This window comes from Ruegeria sp. CH8 (assembly GCF_056536985.1).
On the sequence record NZ_JBQFQR010000028.1, the window covers coordinates 15254 to 38488 of the forward strand.

Below are 23235 nucleotides of genomic sequence, written 5' to 3' on the forward strand. Positions count from 1 at the left end.
GCACCCGCTGTTCATCGAAGTTTGAGCGGACGGCACCCTGTACACAAACAACCGATTCCATGACATTGCCATAACTGAGGTTATGGAAATGTCAGCAGACTTCGAAAAGCCCAGCCGCACCCATACCACCGCCTACGCACATGGTGACGACCACATATCGAACCCCGCGCCGCTTCGCCTCAATCAACGCGTGGCCAACCAACCGGGAGCCAGTCATTCCATAGGGGTGACCGACGGAAATCGCGCCGCCATTCACGTTTAGCCTTTCGGGGTCAATACCCAGCTGATCCCGGCAGGGAATGGCCTGGGCTGCGAAAGCCTCGTTCAATTCCCAAAGACCAACGTCATCCACTTTCAATCCGGCACGCTCCAGTAGCTTCGGAACAGCACAAACTGGTCCCATGCCCATCTCCTCCGGAGCGCAACCTGCCACAGCAAGGCCCCGGTATACGCCTAGTGGAGCGAAGCCGCGCCGTTCGGCCATACGGGCCGACATCAGCACACAGGCCGATGCCCCGTCGGACAATTGGCTCGCGTTTCCTGCGGTCACGACACCGGCTTCAACAACCGGCTTCAGCCCCGCAAGCGTTTCGATTGTCGTTCCCGGCCGGTTGCCTTCGTCCTGCCTAACCGTAACGGTTTGTTCGGTAATTTCGCCAGATTCACGGTTTTTGACCAGCTTGGTCGCTGTTACAGGTACGATTTCATCGTCGAATGCTCCTGCAGCCTGGGCGGCGGCCGTGCGCGTTTGCGACAGTGCCGCGAATTCATCCTGTGCCTCACGAGTTACCCCGTGCAGACGCGCTACATTTTCGGCGGTTACAAGCATCGGAATATACGCGTGCTCTGAGGCTTGGACTACGGCTGGGTCTTTTTCGTCCATGACCCAGTCGAAATACCTGGCCTGCACCGCGGAAATGTTCTCTTGTCCTCCCGCCACGACAATGCCCATTCCGTCGACCGAAATCTGTTTTGCCGCTGTGGCAATGGCCATCAGGCCCGAGGCACATTGACGATCGAGAGTCTGGGCTGCCGCCGTTGGCGGGAGACCACCTGCAAGCGCTGCCAGGCGGGCGATGTTCAGGCCGGCAGTCCCAGCGGTCAGGACCGATCCCAGCACCACATCTTCTACCTCTGCTGGATCGATACCGGCCCGACTGACGGCGGCTCGTATGGCGTGTCCAGCGAGTGTCGGCGACTTCGAGTTATTGAAGGCACCCTTGAAAGCCGACCCTATGGGTGTTCGAGCGGTTGAAACGACAACGACATCTTTCATATCACGAACCTTCCTATTAGATGAACCGGGCCCTAAGGGCCTTCTTGTCCAGTTTGCCAACCGACGTTCTTGGCAAGCTGTCGGTAAACTCAATCCGGTCTGGGATCGCCCATTTTGAAATCGCCCCTTGGTCTACCGCCACATCGAACGCCATACGAAGACGGTCGTAGGTTTTTTCGGTTTCATCACAGCAGGTAACAATCAGCATAGGGCGTTCCCCCCATTTCGTGTCTGGAACGCCAATGGCGGCCGCTTCACTCACACCTTCAACGGTGCTCGCGAGGTTTTCCAATTCAAGCGAAGACACCCATTCGCCTCCGGTCTTGATCACATCTTTAACCCGGTCGGTGATCCGCAACGTGCCCGTTTCGTCGATGAACCCGACATCTCCAGTATGCAGCCAGCCGCCTTGCCAAAGTGCCCCCGTCCCGGCCTCGTTTTTCAGATAACCTTGAGTTAGCCAGGGCGCGCGCGCCACAATTTCTCCCGTCGTCCTTCCATCGCGAGGGGCATCGTTCATATCCCCATCAACCACACGGATTTGCACAAATGGCGCGGGTTTTCCTGTTGCAATCCGAGCACTCAGTGGTGTTTGCGGGTCCCGCGTGGCCATCATGTCCGCCACTGTCAGGAACGGACAGGTCTCTGACATGCCATAGGCAGCGTGCACGTCAACTCCGTGCTCTAATGCCTGCCTTGCCAGACCTTCGGACAGAGCAGAACCGCCTATGATGACCTTCCAGTTGCTGAGATCTGTTTGCGCGACTTCAGGTGCATTCAGAAGCATCGCAAGTATCGTCGGTACACAATGCGAGAACGTAACACCGTGCTTTTCGATTAGCCCCAACAGGCGGGCGGGATCGTAACGACCAGGATAGACTTGTTTAAGGCCCATCAATGTGGCGACATAGGGTATGCCCCAACCATGCACATGAAACAGCGGGGTTATCGGCATGTAGACATCGCTCCGGTTCAGCCCGCCGCCTGGTACCGGGCCTAACCCGGCCGCGACCGCCATTGTGTGCAAAACCAGTTGGCGCTGGGAGTAGCTGACCCCCTTGGGATCACCTGTGGTACCGGTCGTGTAGAAAAGCGTCGCTCGGATATTCTCGTCAAAATCCGGGAATTCTTGCTCCGGTTCGCACTGCTGCAGCAGGGCCTCGTACTCGCCTTCCGAGGACTCCACCTCGGGGAACACCCCATCGTCGCTGAGGATTACCAACCGCCAAGGCCGCTCGATCCGCTCAGAGATCTCGATTAGAAGTGGCAAAAAGTCGACGTGGCACAGGATTACGTCGTCCTCTGCATGGTTGATCGTGTAGAGGATCTGATCCGGCGACAATCGGATGTTCACGGTATGCAGCGTGGCCCCGATCATCGGAATAGCAAAGAAACACTCGAGATACCGATGGCTGTCCCAATCCAGAACGGCCACAACGCTACCCTCACCCAAGCCAAGTGAGCGCAACGCCCCTGCAGCCTGGCCGACGCGCCTGGCAAAAGTGCGGTAGTCATACCGCTTCGTATCGGCGTGTACGATCTCCTGATCTGGCGTGTTTGCCAGCGGCGTGGCGAGGATTTGCTTGATCAACAATGGGTAGGAATAGGCAGTCATGGGCATCTCCGATCGCCCCAGTCTTTGCGTTCTCCAGCCCTGCGGAACAAACAACAAAATCTCGGTCTTTGCCCAAACAAAAGAATACACATGCCTTTGCCATAACCAAAACGACCCCAATCTGGTCGCTATGGTTGTTTGTCTCGCTTCAAGCTTGCGCCGAATATGCCGGAAGCCTTGAAGGGAGGACCAAGGTGTACCGAATTATTCTGACCCGCCTGGCTCAGGGTTTACTAACCTTGCTCCTTGCTTCCATCATTATCTTCGGCGCGACGGAAATCCTTCCGGGCGACGTTGCTGAAGCCATTCTAGGACAAAGCCGCACCGAAGAATCGCTTGCCGCGCTTCGCGAAGAGATGGGACTCAACCGCCCTGCAGTAGTGCGTTATCTCGATTGGCTGGGCGGTATGATTCAAGGGGATCTGGGGACATCATTGGCCACCAAGCGACCTGTGGCTGACATGATAGAAAGCCGTATGTGGAACACTCTGCGGCTTGCGCTTTTGGCAGCGGCAATCTCGGTTCCGATGTCTTTGGCTCTTGGCCTTTGGTCCGCGATGCGCGCCGGTGGCCGGATCGACAAAACTCTTGCCATGACCACACTTGCGTTGATTGCAGTGCCTGAATTCTTCATTGGCCTCATTCTGATGAAAGTTTTTGCAGTCGAACTAAAGTGGCTCTCCGCGTCGGCCAACACGCGGCCCTACTTTGATTTCTGGCAGAATTTCCGGGCCTTGGCTCTCCCCGTAGCCACCCTCAGTTTTGCCGTTCTGGCGCACATGATGCGGATGACACGTTCGTCCGTCATCAACATCTTCACCTCCCCATACTTGGAGATGGCAGCACTCAAGGGCTTGCCCAAGCGAAGGCTGGTTTTGCGCCACGCGCTGCCTAACGCGCTGTCGCCGATCTTCACGGTTATTGCACTTAATCTGAGTTACATGGTGTCCGGTGTCATTATCGTTGAAACCGTGTTTGGCGTACCCGGCTTAACGCGGCTTCTGGTCGACGGTGTCACTCTGAGGGACATTCCACTCATCCAGGCCTGTGCAATGATTTTTGGCACTGTCTATATCCTTCTGAATCTACTGGCCGACGTCCTGTCCATCATGGCGAACCCGCGCTTAAGGTACCCAAAATGAGCGAAGCAACCGATATCCCCACTCCCCGGGCCTCTGTCTTTGCGGGCCTGCGCCTGACCTGGACTGCAGGTATTGCCGGCGCGGTGCTGCTGTTCTGGCTCATCCTTGCGTTTTTTGGGCCATGGATCGCACCCCATGGTGAAGCCGAAATCATCTCAGGCCAGACCTTTGCACCGATAGGCGAAGGCGGTTTGCTGGGTACTGACAAGCTGGGACGAGATGTATTGTCCCGCCTGATCTATGGAGTACGTACAACGCTGTTGCTGGCGCTTGTCACCACCATGATCTCTTTTTTATTCGGCGTCGCACTCGGTTTTGCCGCCGCGATTCTGAGAGGCTGGTTCGATATCGTAGTAAGCCGCGTTGTCGAGGCATTCATGGCTTTCCCCTCCACCCTATTGGCTTTGGTTGTCATAGGCGCCTTCGGTACTTCTATCACAGTGCTTGTTCTGACTGTTGGGTTGGTCCTCTCGACCAGCGTATTCCGTGTCTCTCGAGCACTTGGTTATGACATCGGCGTTATGGATTTTGTCGAGGCTGCCCGTGCGCGGGGCGAAGGCACCTGGTGGATTCTGACACGTGAGATCTTACCCAATTCCATGGCCCCCTTGATTGCCGAGTTTGGCCTTCGATTCACCTTTTCGATCCTGTTCCTTTCGGGCCTGTCGTTTCTTGGCCTAGGAGTGCAAGAACCTGCGGCCGACTGGGGGCTCATGGTGCAGGAAAACGTGGGTGGGCTGTTCCTCGGTTCGTCCGCAGCGCTTATACCAGCTGCATGCATTGCCTCCTTGACCGTTTCCATGAACCTGCTTGTTGACTGGTTCCAACAGCGCCAGCAAGGCGAAACTGTTCTGGAGAAGATCGACCAATGACCGACATTCTGACCATTAAGGACCTGCGCGTCGAGGGACGCCCCCCAGGCGGTAACTATGTGCCAATTGTCAAGGGCGTGTCCATGAGCGTCGCCAAGGGCGAGGTGTTGGCACTCATTGGCGAAAGCGGCTCGGGCAAATCTACGATCTCTCTGGCATCAATGGGCTTTGCCCGCCCCGGCTGTCGCATCTCAGGGGGTGAAGTCTGGCTGAACGGACGGGACATTATGAAATTACCCCCACGCGACCGCCACAGCTTGCGCGGGGACGAAGTGTCTTACGTGGCACAATCGGCGGCAGCCAGCTTCAATCCTGCGCTTAGGATCGGCAAGCAAGTTGTCGAGGCACCTCTTTGGCATGGCACCGGAGATGCCGAAACTCTGACCGCGAATGCAATAGAGCTTTACCGCAAACTTGACTTGCCCGCCGCGGAAACCGTCGGCGATAAGTTTCCACATCAGGTTTCGGGCGGTCAGTTGCAGCGCTTGATGGCTGCAATGGCCATGTCCTGTGGACCCGACCTTCTGATACTCGACGAACCCACCACTGCGCTTGACGTAACGACCCAGATCGAGGTGCTGAAAGCCTTTAAGGACATTATCCGCGATCAGGGTACCGCCGCGATTTATGTCACACATGATCTCGCCGTAGTCTCGCAGGTGGCTGACCGAATTCTAGTGCTAAAAAACGGCGAGATGGTCGAGGAAGGCACAACGGACCAGATCTTGCATCACCCACAGCACGAGTACACTCGCACACTGATGGAGGCTGTCCGTCCTGCTCCACACTTGGTGGATCACGTGGAGACAGATCTGGCTCAGAGGCCGGTGATTTCGGCACGGAACGTGACTGCGGGTTATGGAGCTCTGACCATTCTCTCTGATGTATCCGTCGATGTACCTGCCGCTTCGGTCGTGGGCGTAATTGGCGAAAGTGGTTGTGGAAAAAGCACACTTGCCCGAGTTGTTGCGGGCCTCACACCGTTAAAGGGCGGAGAAGTCCAACTCGATGGCAATACCGCCGCTCCAGCAGTGAAGGATCGGTCGATCGAAACGCTCAAGGATTGCCAGATCGTCTTTCAAATGGCTGACACGGCGCTAAATCCTCGGCAACGGATCAGCGATATCCTGGGCCGTCCTCTGGAATTCTATCTGAACCTCAAGGGGCGCGCACGCGCGCAGAAGGTCGGCGACCTCTTGGAACTGGTCGATCTTCCTCGCGATTTCGCCTCCCGCTATCCCGGAGAGCTGTCTGGTGGGCAAAAGCAACGCATTAATCTCGCTCGCGCGCTTGCCGCCGAGCCCAAGGTGATCCTTTGTGACGAGGTGACTTCGGCGCTGGACACCGTGGTGGCCGCAGGTGTGATCGAACTCCTGAAATCGCTGAAGGACAAACTGGGCGTCGCCTACATGTTTATCAGTCACGATCTTTCCACCGTAGCTTCTTTCGCCGATGAGGTGGTTGTACTGTATGCCGGACGTGTCGTCGAAAAGGGACCATCAAAAGCGGTTTTTCGCCCGCCTTTTCACCCCTACACAAAGCTGTTGCTATCTTCGGTGCCCGAGATGCGCCAAGGCTGGCTGGAAGGCGTGGCAGATACAAGCGAGGCAAAGGCGGCTAGCGCTGGCAGCGTCGAAATCGGTGCGCGGGGCTGCCCCTTCGCCAACCGCTGCACCCATATCATTGCGGGAACATGTGATACTCGGACTCCACCTTTGCATGACCTACCCGGTGGATTGAGCATCGCTTGCCATTTGACCCAGACGAACCTGCCCCTGGACTGACGTCGCCTCAGTCCACCAGCGCCTGGTAACTCAGAACTCTCAGCTCACGGCGCAGGGTATAGGCGCTCGAAGGAATTAGCTGCGTCATAAGTATCACAGTCATCTCCTCGATCGGGTCCACCCAAAAGGCGGTCGAGGCCATACCGCCCCAGGCAAATTCACCGGGTGAGCCGATGATTTTGGCCCGCGCCGGGTCTAACATCACCGACACACCGAGTCCGAAGCCAACCCCCTCAAAGGTAGTTTCGCTGAAATGAGCCTGTCCCCGGCTCGCCAAATCGCCGCCCATGTGATTGCATACCATTAGATCAAAAGCCTTGCGCCCCAGTAACCTGCCTCCGTCACATCTGCCGCGCCGAAGAAGCATCGTTGCAAAACGCTGGTAGTCGTCCATTGTGGAGAGCAACCCACCGCCCCCGCTTTCCAAGGTAACCGGCGCAATGAAACCTTTTTGATCATCAGAAGCAACAAAGCCGCCTGGCGCGCGGTCATAGAGCGTGGCCAAGCGGCCAGACTTATCGGCCGATACGGCGAAGCCTGTGTCCACCATTCCGAGCGGATCAAAGATCCGTGTCTTAAGAAATTCGCTGAGAGGCTGACCACTGATAACCTCGATCAAATGGCCGAGAACATCCGTCGAAAGGCCATAAAACCAACGGTCACCCGGCTGAAAGGCCAAGGGAAAACTCGCTAGCACTTCAACAGCTTCCGCCATCGTCGTAAGACCTCTGTCAAAGTCGAGACCGCTATCCGAAAGGGCACGCTCCAGCTCGTTTCCCTGCGGATCACCATAGACGATCCCCGCCTGGTGTGTGAGAAGATCATGGATTGTAATACCCCGGTCAGCTGGCTCGGTCTCGTTCAGAGCGTGACCAGGACCCTTCCAGACCTGCGGGTTTGCGAAATCTGGGAGAAAGTCGCAAACAGGCTGATCCAGTTGAAACGCCCCTTCTTCATAGAGCATAAGCAGGGCGAGCGAGGTCACAGGTTTGGTCATCGAATAGATGCGCCAAATAGTATCAGGTAATACAGGCCGCTTCGACTTTGCATCGGCAAATCCCGCACACTCCGAAAAACATATCTTTCCCCGGCGAGTTATTTGCACAGCCAGACCAGAAAGGCGTCCCTCATGCACATGGGCGTTCATCCAATTGGTGATGCGCGACAGCTTAATCGGGTCTAATCCCAAGGTATCTTCTGGTTGCAAGTCGTCAGCTCCATATTGTCTCAACGTCAATCTGCTCCGAGATTCTCTTGGCGTTCAAGCGATAGATAATCTATCTATAACCTAACTGAAATTATGCTTGAGTTGGCCATGAGTACACGGCGACTTCCCCACCTGACCTGGCTGCGCGCATTCGAAGCGTCGGCCAGGCATCTGAGCTTTACCCATGCGGCGCAGGAACTGAACCTGACACAAGCAGCGATCAGCAAACAAGTGAAATTGCTAGAGCATTACTTGCGCGAGCCGCTCTTTGAGCGCAAACCCAGAAGTCTGGTCCTGACCAAAGTGGGCGCCGCCTATCTACCGAAGGTCAGAGACGGCTTTGAACGCCTGGCCGCGGGAACCGAGGAAGTGTTTGGCCTGCGGCGCTCCGAAGTCCTGACCGTGCGGGCGCCGGTCGGGTATTCAGTTAACTGGATCGCGCCGCGACTTCAGGGATTCTTTGACCGCCACCCGGACACAGAAGTGCGTCTGGTCTCAAGTGTATGGGGAGATCAGTTCGACAATGAGCGGTTTGATCTCGATATCCAATACGGCACAGGGAAGTGGCCAGGATACAAAGCCGACCGGTTAACTTGGGAGGTGATCAAACCGGTTTGCTCTCCAATTTTGCTTGAAGGTTCCAAAGCGATCCGCAAACCAGATGATCTTGCCCACCATCGCCTGCTACACGTGCTCGGTTATGAGGAGGGTTGGGCTGACTGGTTGCGTTATGCAAAGGCAAGCGGTGTCAACTCGGGCCAGGGGTTACAGTTCGACACCTCGCTGCTTGCTTTCGAGTTTGCCTCTCGTGGTGGCGGTGTAGCTTTAGCACGGTCCTCAATGTGCGGCGTCGAGATCGAGCGTGGACGACTTGTTGAACCCTTCGAGCTCGAAGCGCCCCTGCAGGAGGCTTTCTACTTGATCGCACCGGAAGCGGATCGCGACCATCCTGATGCCCAAAATTTTCGCGAGTGGCTGATCGAGACGTCAGAAAACGACCTCGAAAACAAGCGCATTCGAGAGACCTATCTGGCTTGAAGCCGCACGCCTGCGTCAAGACGAATGGTCTCGCCGTTCAGCATAGGGTTTTGGATGATGTTAACGGCAAGGCGCCCAAATTCCGCGGGCTCGCCAAACCTGTTTGGAAACATCCGGCCATCTAGCATCCCGTCGATTACCTCCTGCGGAATATGATCAGCGATCGGAGTGCGAAACAATCCGGGCGCAATTGTCATGACCCGCACTCCGCGGGGCATGAATTCACGGGCGGCCTGCAATGTCAGACTGGCAATCGCGCCCTTTGAAGCCACATAAGCCCCCTGCCCAATTTGACCCTCGATTGAAGTAATCGAGCCTGTGTTGATGATAATCCCGCGCTCGCCATCTTGATTGAGCGGCTCCTGCTGCATCATCCGGGCTGCGCATTTCGTCATGACGCTGACGGTTCCCATCAGGTTGACGTTGATCACCCTCGCGAATGCTTCCATATCAACTGGACCGTCCCGTCCGACAAGTCGCATACCGCCGGGGATGCCCGCACAGTTGACAACTATGCGAATTGGTCCGCTCCGGTCTTCGGCCAGATCCAAAGCGGCCTCGACCGCAGAACTGTTGATAACATCACAACCTATGCCAAGCGCGCCGATTTCCGCTGCCGCGTTTTTTGCCCGAACTTCATCGAGGTCCAGCAAGGTAACTCGTGCTCCGGCTTTGCTGAGCGCCTGTGCAGTAGCAAGCCCCAGTCCTGATCCTGCCCCGGTCACGATCGCAGATAGTCCTTCAATATCCATGCGTGATAATCTCCGTTTGTTCAGAACTTCTTAACCCAGAACCAGAAGGTAAACATCGAAGTTCTATTTACCCTTTGGCCAACCAAAAATCATTTTGCCTCCGCGTGCAGTGCAATATGTCGGGACGGTCGGGTCACAAACCTGCGCTGTTGTTTCGAACAATTGCTCCGCGATAAGCGACTTCGGGCGGGTTGAGTTACACCCGCGACATGCCTTGTTGACAACTTCGGCAGGATATCCCGACAGACGTAAATGCCGCGCTGAGAAGAAGTTCAGTTTAGGTGATCGAAACTGGATGATCGAAGAGTGGGTCGGATCACTCTAAAAGATTCAGCCTAGGTCAAGGACTGCAAAGCGGCCAATCCGTGCCTTCCCCGCTGGCACTTAGCTCGGCAACTGCAAACCCGTCAAATGACAGAAAGGCAGACGTCTCGAAGCGTTGTGGCCAGCTCTCCCATATAGGTGTCATCGTAACCCGAGTCATTCTCCAGCACACTTAAGAATGCACAGCTGGTGCCGGTGACCATATCCACCATGAGGAACTGCCCTCCATAGCCAGCATGACCGATTAATCGACCGTCGGTCATGGTCTGGTTTGAGTACTTGAGCCAATTCTTGGGTGGTGTCATCGCTGGCGCGCGGCGGATCAGAGTTTCTTGCAGGAAACCGATGTTGGCCATAGGTCGACCGTGCAGGTCGCGGCCTTCCCGAGCCAGTAGCAACCCGAACCGCGCGAGGTCGCGCACGCTTAGGCAACCGCCACCGGAAAACGCTGGGTGCCCGTCCTTGCTGAGGCTGATGTGAAACGCGCCCTCGTATCCTGCGGCATCAGCAATCTCTTCGATTTGTTCAGCTAGTGGAATGGGTGAAACCTCGGCCGCTATCAGGGTCAGGACATCCGTGTTCGCGGATTTATAGTCGGCTTGTCGCACCCCCGAGTTTGCCCTGAAACCAGTGATCGAGGCCGCAAATTCCGCAAGCGTGATTTCCTTTTCACCCACGCGGGGCAAGCGCCAACCCAGGGCGACCTCTTCAGTATAGCAGTCGGCATCGGGGTCAGCATAATCCTCGGTGAAGTCGTTATCGACACTCATGTCGAGCAGAGATTGAATGCTGGCCTCGGCATACCCGCTGCCCATATCCGGCAAATAATCCCGGACCTGCGCGTTCAATGACAACAGCCCCTTCGCAAGCAGCCGACCTATGATCAAGTGGATGTGCAGCTTTGTCACCGACTGGATGGAGTGCGGCGCTGAAGTCGAAAAATCATCTGCGGCTTTTTCCAGAATGATCTTGTCGTTCTTTAAACAGCAGAACGCAGAGAACGCCGGATGGGCAAGCATTTGTTCCAGTTCAGGCACACGGGCGCACAGATTCTGCTCGGCGGTTTCCAACTGCAAAACCTCTCTGGAACGCACCATGAGACATCGGCGAAACAGCCGATATGCGTTGTGGAACCCATGCCGGCGAAATTCCGGCTGGTTCCACCGTTGCTTGTTGTCGTCTCCAATAGCCAGATCGGGATTGGGTATGATCCTATTCCTGCTCATGACCGGGGCACCTGGATCAAGGCATCAACGGCGACGATGTGATCTAGGTAGACAAACATCGGGTTGATCTCGACCTCTGCGACCTGGCTGCGCGCCTCTAGGAACGCCGCACAAAACCGGTGCAGCGCATCCGAAATTCGCGGAATGTCCGCCTTTTGACTGCCCCGGTACCCTTCCAACAATCGAGCTACACGGAGCGAACACAATGCGCGCTCGATTTCGTCTTTTGAGGCAGGCAACAACACAGTGCGCGCATCTCGGATCAATTCGGTCAATACACCGCCGCTACCGATCACCAAGCTGGGACCAAATTGCGGATCAGCACGCAGCGTGACGATCAGCTCTGCAAGCGGCTTGGGCGACATGGCTTCGATCAGGAAGCGATCCGTCACCGCCGCGCGGTCATAAGCCGCAACCGTTGCCGTCATTACCTGGATCGCCGAGGACAGCCCCTCCGCATCCTTGATCCCCAAAGCGACCGCGCCCGCTTCGGTCTTGTGAGGTAAGCTTGGTGACATCATTTTCAGCGCGACCGGATAGCCGATATCCTGCGCAACGCCAGCTGCCTCGGCCGCGTTGCAGACATGTCCGTTTGGCACAGCAACAGCCCTTTGCCTGAGCCAGGATTTACCTTTGTCTTCGGTCAATACCACTGGGTTCGGGATAGTTGCACCGGGTCGCAAGGCAGCAGGCCGGTCAATCCTTGTCCGCGCCCTTACTTCGGACCACCAAATTGCGTCGCGCATGGCATTCAACGTCTCATGAATACCCTGCATAGGCGCAACCCCCAGTTCTATGAGATGCCTGCGGGTCCCACGATCAAGATTTTCAGGTAAGGTCGCGCAGATCGCTGCCGGGACGGAGTGTTCCTGAGCGGCCTGCGCAAAAGCTGCAGCATCGTTCTGGTAGTAGATCTTGGACGCGTCCAACCCTTCTGCCGGGTAGTCCTGTACCAGAACAGCCAGATCCGCGTTAAGGGCAGATAGCGCCGTGGCAAAAACCGGGTAAGTCTTATCGCCCTGTCCCCAGATCGGGGTCGTATAATCCAGCGGGTTGGAAACCGTCGCAATCTCAGGCAGCAAACTGGTCAGGCTTTCCTGCCCTGCAGAGCCCACTTTGGGAAAGCACACACCAATCCTTTCCGAGTGGTCTGCGAGCATCGTCGCCCCGCCCCCAGAACAGGTAAAGCCAGCGACACGCCTGCCTTGCGGCGCGCCTGCTACGCAGAGGTACTTCAGCGTTTCCAGAAACTGCGACGGGCTGGTGACGTCGATCACCCCGGTGCGATCAAACAGTGCCTGATAAAGCTCGCTCGAACCAGACAGAGAGCCGGTGTGACTGACCGTCAGAGTCGCCCCAATGGCGGAATTGCCGGTCTTCAGTGCGACAACCGGAACCCCCCGATCCAGGGCTTTCAGCGCGGCGCGTTCAAAAGCAGCAATGTCACGCAACCCTTCGATGTGCAATCCAATGGCGCGCACAGCCGGGTCTTCAGCAAAGGCATCCAGGAATTCCTCAATCCCCAAGACCGCCTGATTGCCTGCAGAAACCATGTAGGCCATTGGCAATGAACGCGCGCTCATGGTGATGTCGGATGAGAACATACCAGACTGGGTAACGATCGCTGCACCGTATCCCGGCGACCAGCCGCCATGTTCAAATGACCAAAGAGCGGCATTGTCGACATAGTTGATCATGCCATAACAGTTTGGGCCGATCAGAGCCATATCTCCGGCGGCTTCGATCAGATCTCGTTCCGATTGTATGTCGCCAGTTTCCTTGAAGCCCGCGGAAAAACAAACGACACCACCTGCACCCATCTGTTCCAATTCTCTCAGGGCATCCGTCACCCCGGCCGCAGGGATAGCGAGATAGACGGCATCAGGTGGCTCCGGCAGGTCCGAGATGCTGGGAACACAGCCCACGCCATCCAGATCGGCGCGTTTGGGATTAACGGCCCACATTTTCCCTTGAAATCCACGCCGACGGGCTTCGCGCACGGCAATGGTCGCATCACGTCCACCAATAAACGCGATGTGGCGCGGCTTTAAAAGACGCTCAAGATTTTCGCGCCGCGCCGGCGTCATGCGCCAAGTGGCCTCAGGATGGACCTGGTGATGATGTGGCGTTGGATTTCGCTGGTGCCGTCCCAAATCCGCTCCAATCGGCTATCGCGCCAGAACCGTTGGATCGGCATTTCCTCCATCAATCCCATGCCACCAAAAATCTGAACGGCATCATCGGCGATCTTGTTGAGCATCTCTGAGCAGTAAACCTTGACCATTGCCGCATCTGCATCACCCATGACACCCGCTTCGGCACGTGCAACGGCGTCTTGCACCATCAGATCGGCCGCGCGCAACGTCATCGCACCGTCCGCCAAACGGAAGCCGGTGGCCTGAAACGTACCGATCGGTTTACCGAATTGCTTGCGCGTTGCGGCCCACTCGGTCGCCAGATCAAGGATGCGTTCGGCCTTACCGCAGCAGGTCGCGCCGACCCAGATACGCCCCATGCCGAGCCACTTTCCCGACAGCTCAAGCCCGCGACCCTCTTCGCCCAGGATCTGGTCCGGACCAAGACGCACATTGTCGAAACTCAACTCAAAAGTCTTGTAACCGCGATAGCTGACGCAATGCGTCCCTTCGCGGCAGTCGAACCCCGGAAGGCCCACATCGACCAGAAAAGCCGTCACCCGTTTGCGTGGGCCGCGTGGTGTTTCATCTGTACCAGTTGCAGCAAAGACAATCGCGAAATCCGGCATGCAGGGACCGGAGATAAAGTGCTTGGATCCATTCAGGATCCAGTCATCCCCGTCGCGTATCGCATTGGTCTTCATCCCCATTACATCCGAACCTGCGTCAGGCTCTGTCAAGGCAAAGAGCTCACGCTTTTCACCGCGCACGGCAGGAAGCAAATATCGCTCACGCTGGTCTCCTTCGCAGGCCATCAGCAATTCGGTCGGGCGCGCCGCCCAGCTTTGCAGCGCATGGCTTGTACGGCCGTATTCCCGCTCGATCAGGGACATGGGCCCATATCCCAGCCCTCCGCCACCGACCTCTTCGGGCAGGTTGCAGGCGAAGAGGCCCAATTCATGCGACCTCGCCTCAATCTGGCGGCCGATCTCCTCGGGCACATAGCCTAGGCGATCCACCTCTTCTTCATGCGGATACATCTCTGTTTCGACAAATCGGCGAACAGTGCTAACCAGAAGCTCTGTTTCGTGACTGGTTTCCAGATTCATGGCAACCTCATTCATTCTGCCTGAGCCCGTGCGTTTCGCCGCGACAGTACCGCAGAGACGGCAAAGGCAATCAGGGTGATGGCAATCAGGATCACGGCAGCGGCAGCCACTGTCGGATCGGTGTTTTCACGGATGCCGTTCCACATGCGGCGCGGCAGCGTGTAGACGCTGTATTTCGAGATGAACAAGGTCACCACGATTTCATCCCAGCTGAGGATAAAGGCAAAAAGCGCCCCGGCAAAAACCCCCGGCCTGATCGAAGGCAGGATCACCCGGCGCATGGTGGTCCAGTTAGAGGCCCCGAGGTTCTTGGAGGCTTGTTCAAGCTTAGGATCAAACGTTGCCAAGGACGCGCTGACCGTGATCAGCACCATGGGGGCCGCCAGTATTGTATGCGCAAGGATCAAACCGGCGTAGCTGTCCAGGAGACCCAGAGGTATCCACAACCGATAAAACGCCATGGCGGAAATAATCTGCGGTATGATCAATGGCAGCAGCAGAAAGGCGCGCACCAGTTCGCTGAAACGCGACGAAACCCGCCACAGCCCGATCGCGCAAAGCGTGCCCAATAGCGTCGCAAGCGCAGAACAGGACACGGCAATAACACCACTTTGGAAAAAGCTCGAAAGCCATTCTTCGCTGGTGAACAGCTTTTGGAAATGGCGCAGCGAATACTCACCCTGCGGCATGGACAAAAAGCGTTTTGGCGTCAGTGAAACAGGGATGGCGATCAAGGCCGGTGTGACCAGAAACAACAGCAGCACCCAGGCCCCCACGCGGTTGAAAAATGAGAACAGGCCCGGCTTCATCGCGCTGCCCCCCCGAACACCGTGCTCAGCTTCATGAACCGCGACATGATCCAAAGCATCGCCAGAACGCCGAACAACATGATGGCCGCCAGCATCGCCGCTGTGCCCCACTTCAAGGTCACCAGTAGCTGAACCGAGATGTATTCCGCCACCATCAGCACCTTGCCGCCGCCCAATACGGCCGGTGTGACATAAAACCCGAGGCTGAGGATGAAAACCAACAGGGTCGAAGCCACAAGCCCCGGCATGGTCATCGGCAGGTAGACCCGCCAGAAGGTCTGGCTTCCGCTGGCCCCCAGGTTGCGCGAGGCGTCCATCACCCTCTGATCAATGGATTGCATCGAGACCAGCAATGGCAACACCGCATAGGGGATCATGTAATGCACCATTCCAATCAGAACGCCCAACTCATTGCGCATGAAGGCGATGGGTTCAGCAACCAGGCCGATGTCTTCCAATGTGACATTGACCAGCCCCTTGCGTCCCAGCAACATGAGCCAGGCGAAGGTGCGTACGAGGATGGAGATCCAGAACGACACCAATAGCAGGGTCAGCATGTAAGTCTTCTGGCGTTGATGGCAGTGCACCATCGCGTAGGCGATGGAATAGCCGAAAATGACGCTGAAGACCGTCGTGATGATGCAGATGCGTACCGTGGTCCAGACAATGCGGATCAGGGCGTCACCTTCCGTCAGCTTGGCATAGTTGCCGAACCCGGGCTCGGGGTCTGTCACGCTTAGCCAAAGGATATTCAGGATCGGCCCCAGATAGAGCGCGACCACCATCAGCAGCAAAGGCGCGATAATCAGCCATCCTGGGTGGATATGACGGTTTAAGGCTTGCATCCAGAGCTTTCGGAAAGGGTTTGGCAACCCGACCCTTAGGATCGGGTGACCATAAGCTAAAGCGATCAGCTGATCGCTTCGAGGAAGGCATTCACCGCGTCGCCACCGTTGTTGCCCCACCATTCCGGATCGTTGTAGACGATCTTGTCGATGTTCATGGCCGAGGTGATCGCATAAGGCTGTTGGTCCTCGGGGATCTGGCCAAAGGCCTCGGGATTTGACGGGGTCATGCCAAGGCAATCCAACAGCGCCAACTGCGCTGGTATGTCCTGCGCCGTGGCGATGAAATCCATGACTGCGGCACCAGCGGGGTTGCCCTTAGGCACGATATACGCCCCCGGCATCGCCATCGCCTGATTGTTCACCAACTTGTACTGGCCATCAGTGTCGTTTTCGATGTTGCGACCCCGGTTCTGCCAGATGATCGCCATCGAGACCTCGTTGTTGACCACCATCGAGTGAACTTCCGATCCCGAGCCCCAGTAAAGGCTGTCATCTTTGATCGACTGGATTTTGTTCAGAGCGCGTTCCATATCAAGCGGGTAGAGATCGCTGCCAGCGACGCCATCGGCCATCAATGCGGCCTCGAGCGACCCATTTGCCCATTTGTAAAGCGCACGGGTCCCGGGGAACTTCTCGGTATCAAAGAAATCGGCCCAGTTTTGCGGTGGATTATCGCCATAGGCTTCAGTGTCATACACAAAGGCATACCCGTAGAGGATGATCGACACCCCATATTCCAGCGCATAGCCGGGCAGCGTTTTCTCCTTGGACACCACGGAATAGTCAATCGGCTCCAGATGCCCGGTTGGTCCAAGTGACACGGCGTTGAACAAATCCGCATCAGCCACATCGGCAGTCACATTGCCACTGTCGACCATTTCCTTGATCTTGCCTTCCAACGGACCAGAGGTATCAAACTTCAAACCTTTGCCGGTTTTGGCGGTAAAGGCCTCACCGATGGCCGAGCCATGGCATTCTTCGGATTGGCCGCCCCAGTTCCACATCACGACATGGTCCGCCGCCGCTTCGGCGTCGCCCGCCAGTACCGCATTCATTGCGACACCCGAGGCACCGCAAAGCGCCAGAAACGTGCGTCGATCCATACGGCCAGCCCTAAACGCCTGGGCGCTTTCGGCAAGTATTTCCTTTTTGAATTGTCTATCGTGCATTTTCTTCCTCCCATTTGATCCGAGATTTGACTCGGCTTTCGGTCATGACGCCTCTGGGCGTTCTGTGTTGGGGTGCCTAGCCCGCTTGTAGCTCCACTGCTGCTGAGTCTTTCCAAAGCAAATCCACCCGCACCCCCTCCGCCAGATCAGAGGCGTTGCGCCAGACGTCGATATCAACCTCAATCTCGGCCCCTTCGTCGGTGTCCACGATGATCCTCTGCATCGAGCCGAAATAGGTGATGCTGCGAATGGCGCCCCTCATCCGGGCCTCGGTGTTTTCGTTGCCGGGCATCAGATCAATTTTTTCCGGGCGCAGCGCAAAGACCTTTCCGTTTTGATGAATAAAGTTCGATTTCCCCAGAAAGCTGGCGGTGAACTGATTGATCGGGCGCTCGTACAGCTCTTTTGGCGTTCCGACCTGCTCGATCGCGCCGTCGCGCATGATCACGATGCGGTCAGACATCGACAGTGCCTCTTCCTGATCATGCGTGACATAGATGAAGGTAGTGCCAACGCGGCGATGAATGTCCTTGAGCTGCTCCTGCACTTCGACACGCAGCTTTTTGTCCAGCGCTCCCAGCGGTTCGTCCAGCAACAGCACAGGCGGCGCAAAACACAAGGCACGTGCAAGGGCCACACGTTGTTGCTGACCACCAGACAATTGCCCCGGTTTGCGATCTGCAAACTCCTGAAGCTGAACCAGCTCCAGCATCTCGTCGACACGGTTCCGAATTTCGTCGGCGGGGCGTTTACGTACGCTTAGCGCATAACCTACGTTGTCGCGAACAGTCATATGGGGGAACAGAGCATATCCTTGAAACACCATGCCGAAATTGCGCTTTTCGGCGGGCACATCCGAGATGGACGCACCGTCCAGCGCAATCTCTCCTTTCGATATGTCGAGAAACCCGGCGATCATCATCAACAAGGTGGTTTTGCCCGATCCCGACGGGCCCAACAGCGTCAGGAACTCTCCATTTCGGATATCCAGGCAGATGTCGTTGACAGCACGGAACTGACCAAAAAACTTGGAGACATCGCGAATTTGCAAGCTACCGGTTTGGGTTGGATCAGCCATCCGCCCCCCTCAGGTTCAGCTTGTTGCGCGACTCTTGCGGTGTCAGGATCCGCCCACCCATCCGTTCGATAATCTCTCGGGCGCGGGTGACAAGCTGGCCGTTTGTCGCCAGAACCCCGCGATCAAGGTAGATGTTGTCCTCAAGACCGACACGCACATTCCCGCCAAGCGCGACAGCTGCGGCTGCCATCGGCATCTGCCCCCGCCCAATCCCAAAACTGGCCCAGCTGGCGCCTACGGGCAGTTGCGCCTTCATAGCCGCCATGGTTTCCACCGTTTGATCGGCCCCCCATGGAATTCCAAGGCACAACTGGAACATCGGCGGAGCATCAATCAGCCCCTCCTCCACCATCGCCTTGGCAAATCGGATATGGCCGAGATCAAAGACCTCAAGCTCGGGCTTCACACCCCATTCCTGAACCAGTGCCGCCATCCGACGCAGTGTCGGTGGCGTGGAAATATAGATCATGTCCGTGTCGGAAAAATTCAGCGTGCCACAATCGAGAGAGCAGATTTCAGGCAGGCATTCCTTGATATGGGCCAGCCGTTCTTCCGGGCCGATCATGTCGGTGCCCGGACCGGGCATGGCGGGATTGGACGGGTCTGAAATCCAATCGCCCCCCATACCTGCCGTGACATTGATGACCACATCGGTATCGCTTTCGCGTATTCGGTCCACGATTTCCTTGAAGAGCGCCGGATCGCGTGAGCCCTGCCCTGTTTCAGGATCACGCGCATGCACATGCGCGGCAGAGGCCCCTGCCCTGGCGGCTTCGATTGCCGCATCAGCAATTTCTTTCGGGGTCACCGGCACGTGAGAGCTCTTGCCGGTCGTATCTCCCGCACCGGTAACTGCGCAGGTCAGCACAACTTCGTAGGTCATATCCGAGCCCCCCTTTTTACCTAGATTGCCGCGCGATTGACGGATAAAGATGTCGATTATCCGCCACAGATTAGGTTAGAATGGCGAAAAATCTGACCTAAAGCTTCTTGGTAAAACCAATGCATGTCGACATCACAACGCATATGGCTCGGGCTAAACGGCATGCCGTATTTGTCGTTGTCCCGCGTTTCAACCTGACCACGCTGATCACCATGATCGAAACCATGCGGATCGCAAATTACCTGGCGCCAGAACCGATGTTTTCCTGGGACATCGTCTCGTTCGACGGTCCTGAGATTGTTGCCAGCAATGGCATGACGACCGCAGTTGACACCGACTACGGGAGCCTCACTCCGGCAGGTTTTGTGTTTGTGTTGGGCAGTTGGGGTACTGAACACTACGAAAACACCGCTTTACTCACCTGGTTGCGAAGACGCGCACGCGCAGGCGAAACTGTTTGCGGCGTTGAATTGGGCAGCTACATCGTCGCACGTGCAGGCCTGTTGGACGGCAAACCTGCGACTATTCACTGGTCGTGGTTGAGCGGGTTCCGGGAATCCTTTGATCGGGTCGATGTCCATGAGTGTCTGTTCACTATTGACGGCAAGGTAATGACGTGCGCGGGCGGGTTGGCTGGGGTCGATCTGATGCTAAGGCTGATTGAATCCATCAGCGACAGCGGCTTTTCGGGGGAGATTGCCGACCAGATGCTGCATCACCCCATTCGCGACGCCGCCTCACCCCAGCGCAGCACCATGGGCCGGAGCACGGAAACCATGCTTCCGTTGATCCGAGAAGCGATGACCCTGATCGAAGAAAACATAGAAGAGCCGCTCAAAGTGCCCCAAATCGCTGATGTTCTGGGTGTTTCTCAGCGTCAACTGGAACGCCAATTCAAGAAACACGTGGGCTGTACCGTGGTGCAATTCGGCTTATTGCGCCGATTGCAGAATGCTCGCCTACTGTTGATTTCGACCGACCTCAGTGTACGCGAGATTGCCACCGCATCAGGATTCAATACACTGTCACATTTTGCCTATTCATTCGGTAAATTCTTCGGCCGGCGCCCATCCGAATACCGTGAGGCATGGCCGAAAAGCGAGCCGGCACCCAGCTGGCCCGGCTCTCTCTCGGATTTCTTGTCCATTCTGAACAACGTGCCCGCTCAAGGTTATCCCCCGCGGGACTGACGCAGAGCATTCAGCACTGCAACTATTTCGCGATCCCGTTGGGCTGCCATGTCCTCGAAATCTCGGTCGCCGGCGACAGCGTTGCAGCCATCGACCATGCGATCGCGCAATTCCTTCGTCAACTCAGGTGCCTCCAACCGGGTCCAGGGCAGTTTAAGCGCCGGGCCGAACTGATCCAGGTTGGTGGCCATGCCTCCGGCACCACAGGCCACGTGAAAAGCCATACACTGACCCTGCGAGACCATACGAGGCGCCGGGCCGTTCATGAGTGCGATGTCGATGTCTTCCGGCGTTGCCTCTCCATTGGCGACCATATGCAGGGCCTCTCGCCAAAGCGCCTCTTGCAGTCGGGTCGCGACAAAGCCGGGGATCTCTTTTTTCATCATCAACGGGGCCTTGCCCGCTATTTCGTAGAATTCCCCGGCCCAAGCCACCGCCTCTGGTGATGTCTGTTCGCCGCCCACGATTTCGACCAGTGGTAGCAAATATGGTGGATTGAAGGGATGGCCGATCACACAGCGTTCCGGTGTCGCGCAAGTCGCTTGGATGTCGGTCATCATCAAGCCGGACGTGGAAGAGCCAATCACGACGTCTGTTGGCAAAATGAGCCCGAGTCGTTGATAAAGTGCCTGCTTGATCTCAAGACGCTCGGGCGCGCTTTCCTGCACAAATTCGGCGCCGTCCAGCGCAGCCTCCAGATCAGTGACAATACGCAAACGGTCAAGCGACGCGCCAGCAGCAAGGCCCAAATCCGTCAAGCTTTTCCAGGCAGTATGCAGGATCTCGTAGAAAGCATCAGTTTCGCTCGCGTCATGCAAATAGGCGGTCACATCATAACCACGCGCAAGAAAATGCGCTGCCCAGCCGCCGCCGATGGGGCCGGCTCCAATGCTGGTGATGCGGGTGATCGATGAGGGGTCAGGATACATCACTCACCCTTGAATTTGGGTTCACGCTTTTCGACAAAAGCCGCGACACCTTCGGCCGCGTCATCAGATTTCAGCATCTTGCGGTAGATCGGCATCGGATCGGTGCGCATCTTGTGAAAGGCCTGTTCCAGCGGCACGCACTCGATCTCGCGCTGCACTTCCTTGACGGATTGCATTGCAAGAGGCGCTGACCAGGCAATCGAGGCCGCCCATTCCCGGGCCGCTGTCATCAATTGATCCTTTGGAACCACCTTGTTGACCAACCCGTAATGCGCTGCCTCGGTGGCGGTCATGCGACGGCCCAATAGAAACATCTCCATCGCGATATTGTGCGGTATTCTCCGAGGCAGGCGTTGTAGTGCCCCCGCATCTGGAACGATGCCCAAAGGCATTTCAGGCAGGCCAAACTCCACATGATCCGCCGCAATCAGCAGATCACAGGCCATGGCCATCTCGAATCCACCGCCGATTGCAAGACCGTTGATGGCCGCGATAACCGGCTTGTTGAGCGCCCAATTCTCGGTCAGACCCGTGAACCCGCCAAACCCGTAGTCATCACTCTCCCACCAGTTGTCGAGTTGCATTTCGCCCTCGTTCAGGGCCTTCAAATCCCACCCGGCCGAGAAAATCCGATCTCCGCCCCCGGTCAGAATCGCGCAACGCAAGTCCTTGTCCTCGTGCAGCTCCTTAAACGCCGCGGCCAAGGCCTGACTGGTGGGAACGTCGATGGCGTTTACTTTGCCCCGCTCTAGTGTGATTTCCAGAACGTGGCCGTCGCGGTGTGTTTTGACCCCTTCTGCCATTGCTTCAGTCCTCCTTGAATTCCGGCATGACCTCGTCGCAGAACATGCGCAAGGATCGCTGCTGCGCCGCGTGATCAAGCCCCATCGAGGCATAGTAGATGAACTCGTTCACACCGAGCCCCTGATATTTCTTGAGCTTTCCAATCACACGCTCAGGTGAACCGAACATTAGGTTTTCTTCCAGCATCAAGGGATCATACTGTTCCCGGCCCTCCAACTGATCCAGCGGAATGGAAGCAGGAAAACCATCTTTGACATCGCCCAAATTGCGATAGAGGTTTTCGAACTGGCTCAGCAATCGTCGCACCGCCTTCATCGCGTTTTCGCCATCGGCCGCATTGTCGTAAACGCAGGAATGGCGCATCAGCGCAAAACGTGGAACCCAGCCATTATCCGCTTTTTCAATCGCCTCATCGAGTTGCTTTTTGTACAGCTCGGCCTCAGCGAACGGGCGGGTGAAAGGCCAGCAATTCACGTGGCAGCGTTCACGCATGGCGTAGTCATAGGTGATCGGCGAGCGCGCCGCGACCCAAACCGGAACCTCGGCTTGCAATGGTTTGGGCACCGAGGTTGATGTCGGGAATTGCCAATATTCGCCTTCATGCGCATAATCGCCCTTCCACAACTCGCGCACCGTGGGCAGCATCTCTTGCATATAGCGCCACGCATCAGATTGCTTGAGGCCCGGCTTCATGCGATCGAACTCGCGCTGATAGGCACCTGACCCGATACCAAACTCCAACCGACCGCCGCTTAAAAGATCCAGCATCGCGGCTTCACCGGCCAGGTTAATCGGGTGCCAGTACGCAGCGGTCGCCACCGCCGTACCAAGCCGGATCCGGCTGGTCTCGGATGACCACCAAGTCAGCAGTTGGAACGGGTTGGGCGCAATCGTCATTTCCAGCGCGTGATGCTCAGCAGCCCAAACGATATCGAAACCGCCATCCTCGGCGATTTGCACCATCTCCAATGTGTGGCGCGCGACGTCTTTCATATCAAGACTGTTGTCGATCCGCTCCATGTTTACGGCAAGTTGGAATTTCATG

At 56.7% G+C, this 23235-nt stretch carries 20 protein-coding genes; 5 read left to right on the plus strand and 15 right to left on the minus strand.

The annotated features are described in order from the left end of the window. Positions 1-91: 91 nt before the first annotated feature. Positions 92-1276, minus strand: a complete 1185-nt coding sequence (locus tag ACR0ER_RS22030; RefSeq protein WP_170568155.1) for an acetyl-CoA C-acyltransferase — start codon at positions 1274-1276, stop codon at positions 92-94. A 16-nt stretch (positions 1277-1292) separates the two neighbouring features. Further along, entirely contained in the window at positions 1293-2891 is a 1599-nt protein-coding gene (locus ACR0ER_RS22035; protein ID WP_480693313.1) for a fatty acid--CoA ligase, read from the minus strand. Positions 2892-3025: 134 nt separating this feature from the next. On the opposite strand from ACR0ER_RS22035, the gene ACR0ER_RS22040 reads away from it, so the two are divergent. From ACR0ER_RS22040 to ACR0ER_RS22050, 3 genes are read left to right on the plus strand one after another with little or no spacing between them, the layout of a single operon-like run. Further along, positions 3026-4033: an ABC transporter permease gene (locus ACR0ER_RS22040; protein ID WP_217360874.1), complete on the plus strand. Its 1008-nt coding sequence runs from the start codon at positions 3026-3028 to the stop codon at positions 4031-4033. Further along, a complete protein-coding gene (locus ACR0ER_RS22045) occupies positions 4030-4905 on the plus strand; it encodes an ABC transporter permease (protein WP_142638852.1) in 876 nt (291 codons plus the stop codon). Before ACR0ER_RS22040 ends, ACR0ER_RS22045 begins: the two co-directional genes overlap by 4 nt. Beyond that, positions 4902-6689, plus strand: a complete 1788-nt coding sequence (locus ACR0ER_RS22050; protein ID WP_170568157.1) for an ABC transporter ATP-binding protein — start codon at positions 4902-4904, stop codon at positions 6687-6689. The genes ACR0ER_RS22045 and ACR0ER_RS22050 overlap by 4 nt, the downstream gene beginning before the upstream one ends. A gap of 7 nt (positions 6690-6696) precedes the next feature. On the opposite strand, the gene ACR0ER_RS22055 is transcribed toward ACR0ER_RS22050, so the two are convergent. Continuing rightward, a complete protein-coding gene (locus tag ACR0ER_RS22055) occupies positions 6697-7896 on the minus strand; it encodes a serine hydrolase domain-containing protein (RefSeq protein WP_480693315.1) in 1200 nt (399 codons plus the stop codon). Positions 7897-7989: 93 nt separating this feature from the next. On the opposite strand from ACR0ER_RS22055, the gene gcvA reads away from it, so the two are divergent. Then, positions 7990-8934, plus strand: a complete 945-nt coding sequence (gene gcvA, locus ACR0ER_RS22060) for a transcriptional regulator GcvA (protein WP_480693316.1) — start codon at positions 7990-7992, stop codon at positions 8932-8934. On the opposite strand, the gene ACR0ER_RS22065 is transcribed toward gcvA, so the two are convergent. From ACR0ER_RS22065 to ACR0ER_RS22105, 9 genes are all read right to left on the minus strand, one after another. Next, positions 8922-9686, minus strand: coding sequence for an SDR family NAD(P)-dependent oxidoreductase (locus tag ACR0ER_RS22065; RefSeq protein ID WP_170568159.1), 765 nt, complete (start codon positions 9684-9686; stop codon positions 8922-8924). The genes gcvA and ACR0ER_RS22065 overlap by 13 nt on opposite strands. 407 nt (positions 9687-10093) lie before the next feature. Continuing rightward, on the minus strand, positions 10094-11236 hold the full coding sequence (locus ACR0ER_RS22070; RefSeq protein WP_170568160.1) for a serine hydrolase domain-containing protein: 1143 nt from the start codon (positions 11234-11236) through the stop codon (positions 10094-10096). Then, on the minus strand, positions 11233-13323 hold the full coding sequence (locus ACR0ER_RS22075) for an acetate--CoA ligase family protein (RefSeq protein ID WP_170696928.1): 2091 nt from the start codon (positions 13321-13323) through the stop codon (positions 11233-11235). The genes ACR0ER_RS22070 and ACR0ER_RS22075 overlap by 4 nt, the downstream gene beginning before the upstream one ends. Continuing rightward, positions 13320-14480: an acyl-CoA dehydrogenase family protein gene (locus tag ACR0ER_RS22080; RefSeq protein ID WP_170463741.1), complete on the minus strand. Its 1161-nt coding sequence runs from the start codon at positions 14478-14480 to the stop codon at positions 13320-13322. The genes ACR0ER_RS22075 and ACR0ER_RS22080 overlap by 4 nt, the downstream gene beginning before the upstream one ends. 11 nt (positions 14481-14491) lie before the next feature. Continuing rightward, the gene (locus ACR0ER_RS22085; protein ID WP_170568163.1) at positions 14492-15289 is read right to left on the minus strand and encodes an ABC transporter permease; all 798 of its coding nucleotides are present in this window, start codon (positions 15287-15289) and stop codon (positions 14492-14494) included. Further along, positions 15286-16134, minus strand: a complete 849-nt coding sequence (locus tag ACR0ER_RS22090; protein ID WP_010443824.1) for an ABC transporter permease — start codon at positions 16132-16134, stop codon at positions 15286-15288. Before ACR0ER_RS22090 ends, ACR0ER_RS22085 begins: the two co-directional genes overlap by 4 nt. A 65-nt stretch (positions 16135-16199) precedes the next feature. Continuing rightward, positions 16200-17306, minus strand: a complete 1107-nt coding sequence (locus ACR0ER_RS22095) for an extracellular solute-binding protein (RefSeq protein WP_480770769.1) — start codon at positions 17304-17306, stop codon at positions 16200-16202. Positions 17307-17382: 76 nt separating this feature from the next. Next, entirely contained in the window at positions 17383-18384 is a 1002-nt protein-coding gene (locus ACR0ER_RS22100; RefSeq protein WP_170568166.1) for an ABC transporter ATP-binding protein, read from the minus strand. Further along, on the minus strand, positions 18377-19267 hold the full coding sequence (locus ACR0ER_RS22105) for a beta-keto acid cleavage family enzyme (protein ID WP_120981302.1): 891 nt from the start codon (positions 19265-19267) through the stop codon (positions 18377-18379). The genes ACR0ER_RS22100 and ACR0ER_RS22105 overlap by 8 nt, the downstream gene beginning before the upstream one ends. A gap of 119 nt (positions 19268-19386) precedes the next feature. Between ACR0ER_RS22105 and ACR0ER_RS22110 the strand changes: the two genes are divergently transcribed. After that, positions 19387-20457: a GlxA family transcriptional regulator gene (locus ACR0ER_RS22110; protein ID WP_170667836.1), complete on the plus strand. Its 1071-nt coding sequence runs from the start codon at positions 19387-19389 to the stop codon at positions 20455-20457. Here ACR0ER_RS22110 and ACR0ER_RS22115 read toward each other — a convergent pair. The 3 genes from ACR0ER_RS22115 to ACR0ER_RS22125 are packed head-to-tail and all read right to left on the minus strand — an operon-like array spanning position 20439 to position 23234. After that, positions 20439-21386 carry a 3-hydroxyacyl-CoA dehydrogenase NAD-binding domain-containing protein gene (locus ACR0ER_RS22115; RefSeq protein ID WP_170568167.1) on the minus strand — a complete coding sequence of 316 codons (948 nt, stop codon included), beginning with the start codon at positions 21384-21386 and terminating at the stop codon, positions 20439-20441. The genes ACR0ER_RS22110 and ACR0ER_RS22115 overlap by 19 nt on opposite strands. Next, a complete protein-coding gene (locus ACR0ER_RS22120; protein ID WP_170568168.1) occupies positions 21386-22189 on the minus strand; it encodes a carnitinyl-CoA dehydratase in 804 nt (267 codons plus the stop codon). Before ACR0ER_RS22120 ends, ACR0ER_RS22115 begins: the two co-directional genes overlap by 1 nt. Before the next feature lie 4 nt (positions 22190-22193). Beyond that, positions 22194-23234: an LLM class flavin-dependent oxidoreductase gene (locus ACR0ER_RS22125; protein ID WP_170486588.1), complete on the minus strand. Its 1041-nt coding sequence runs from the start codon at positions 23232-23234 to the stop codon at positions 22194-22196. Position 23235 lies beyond the last annotated feature (1 nt).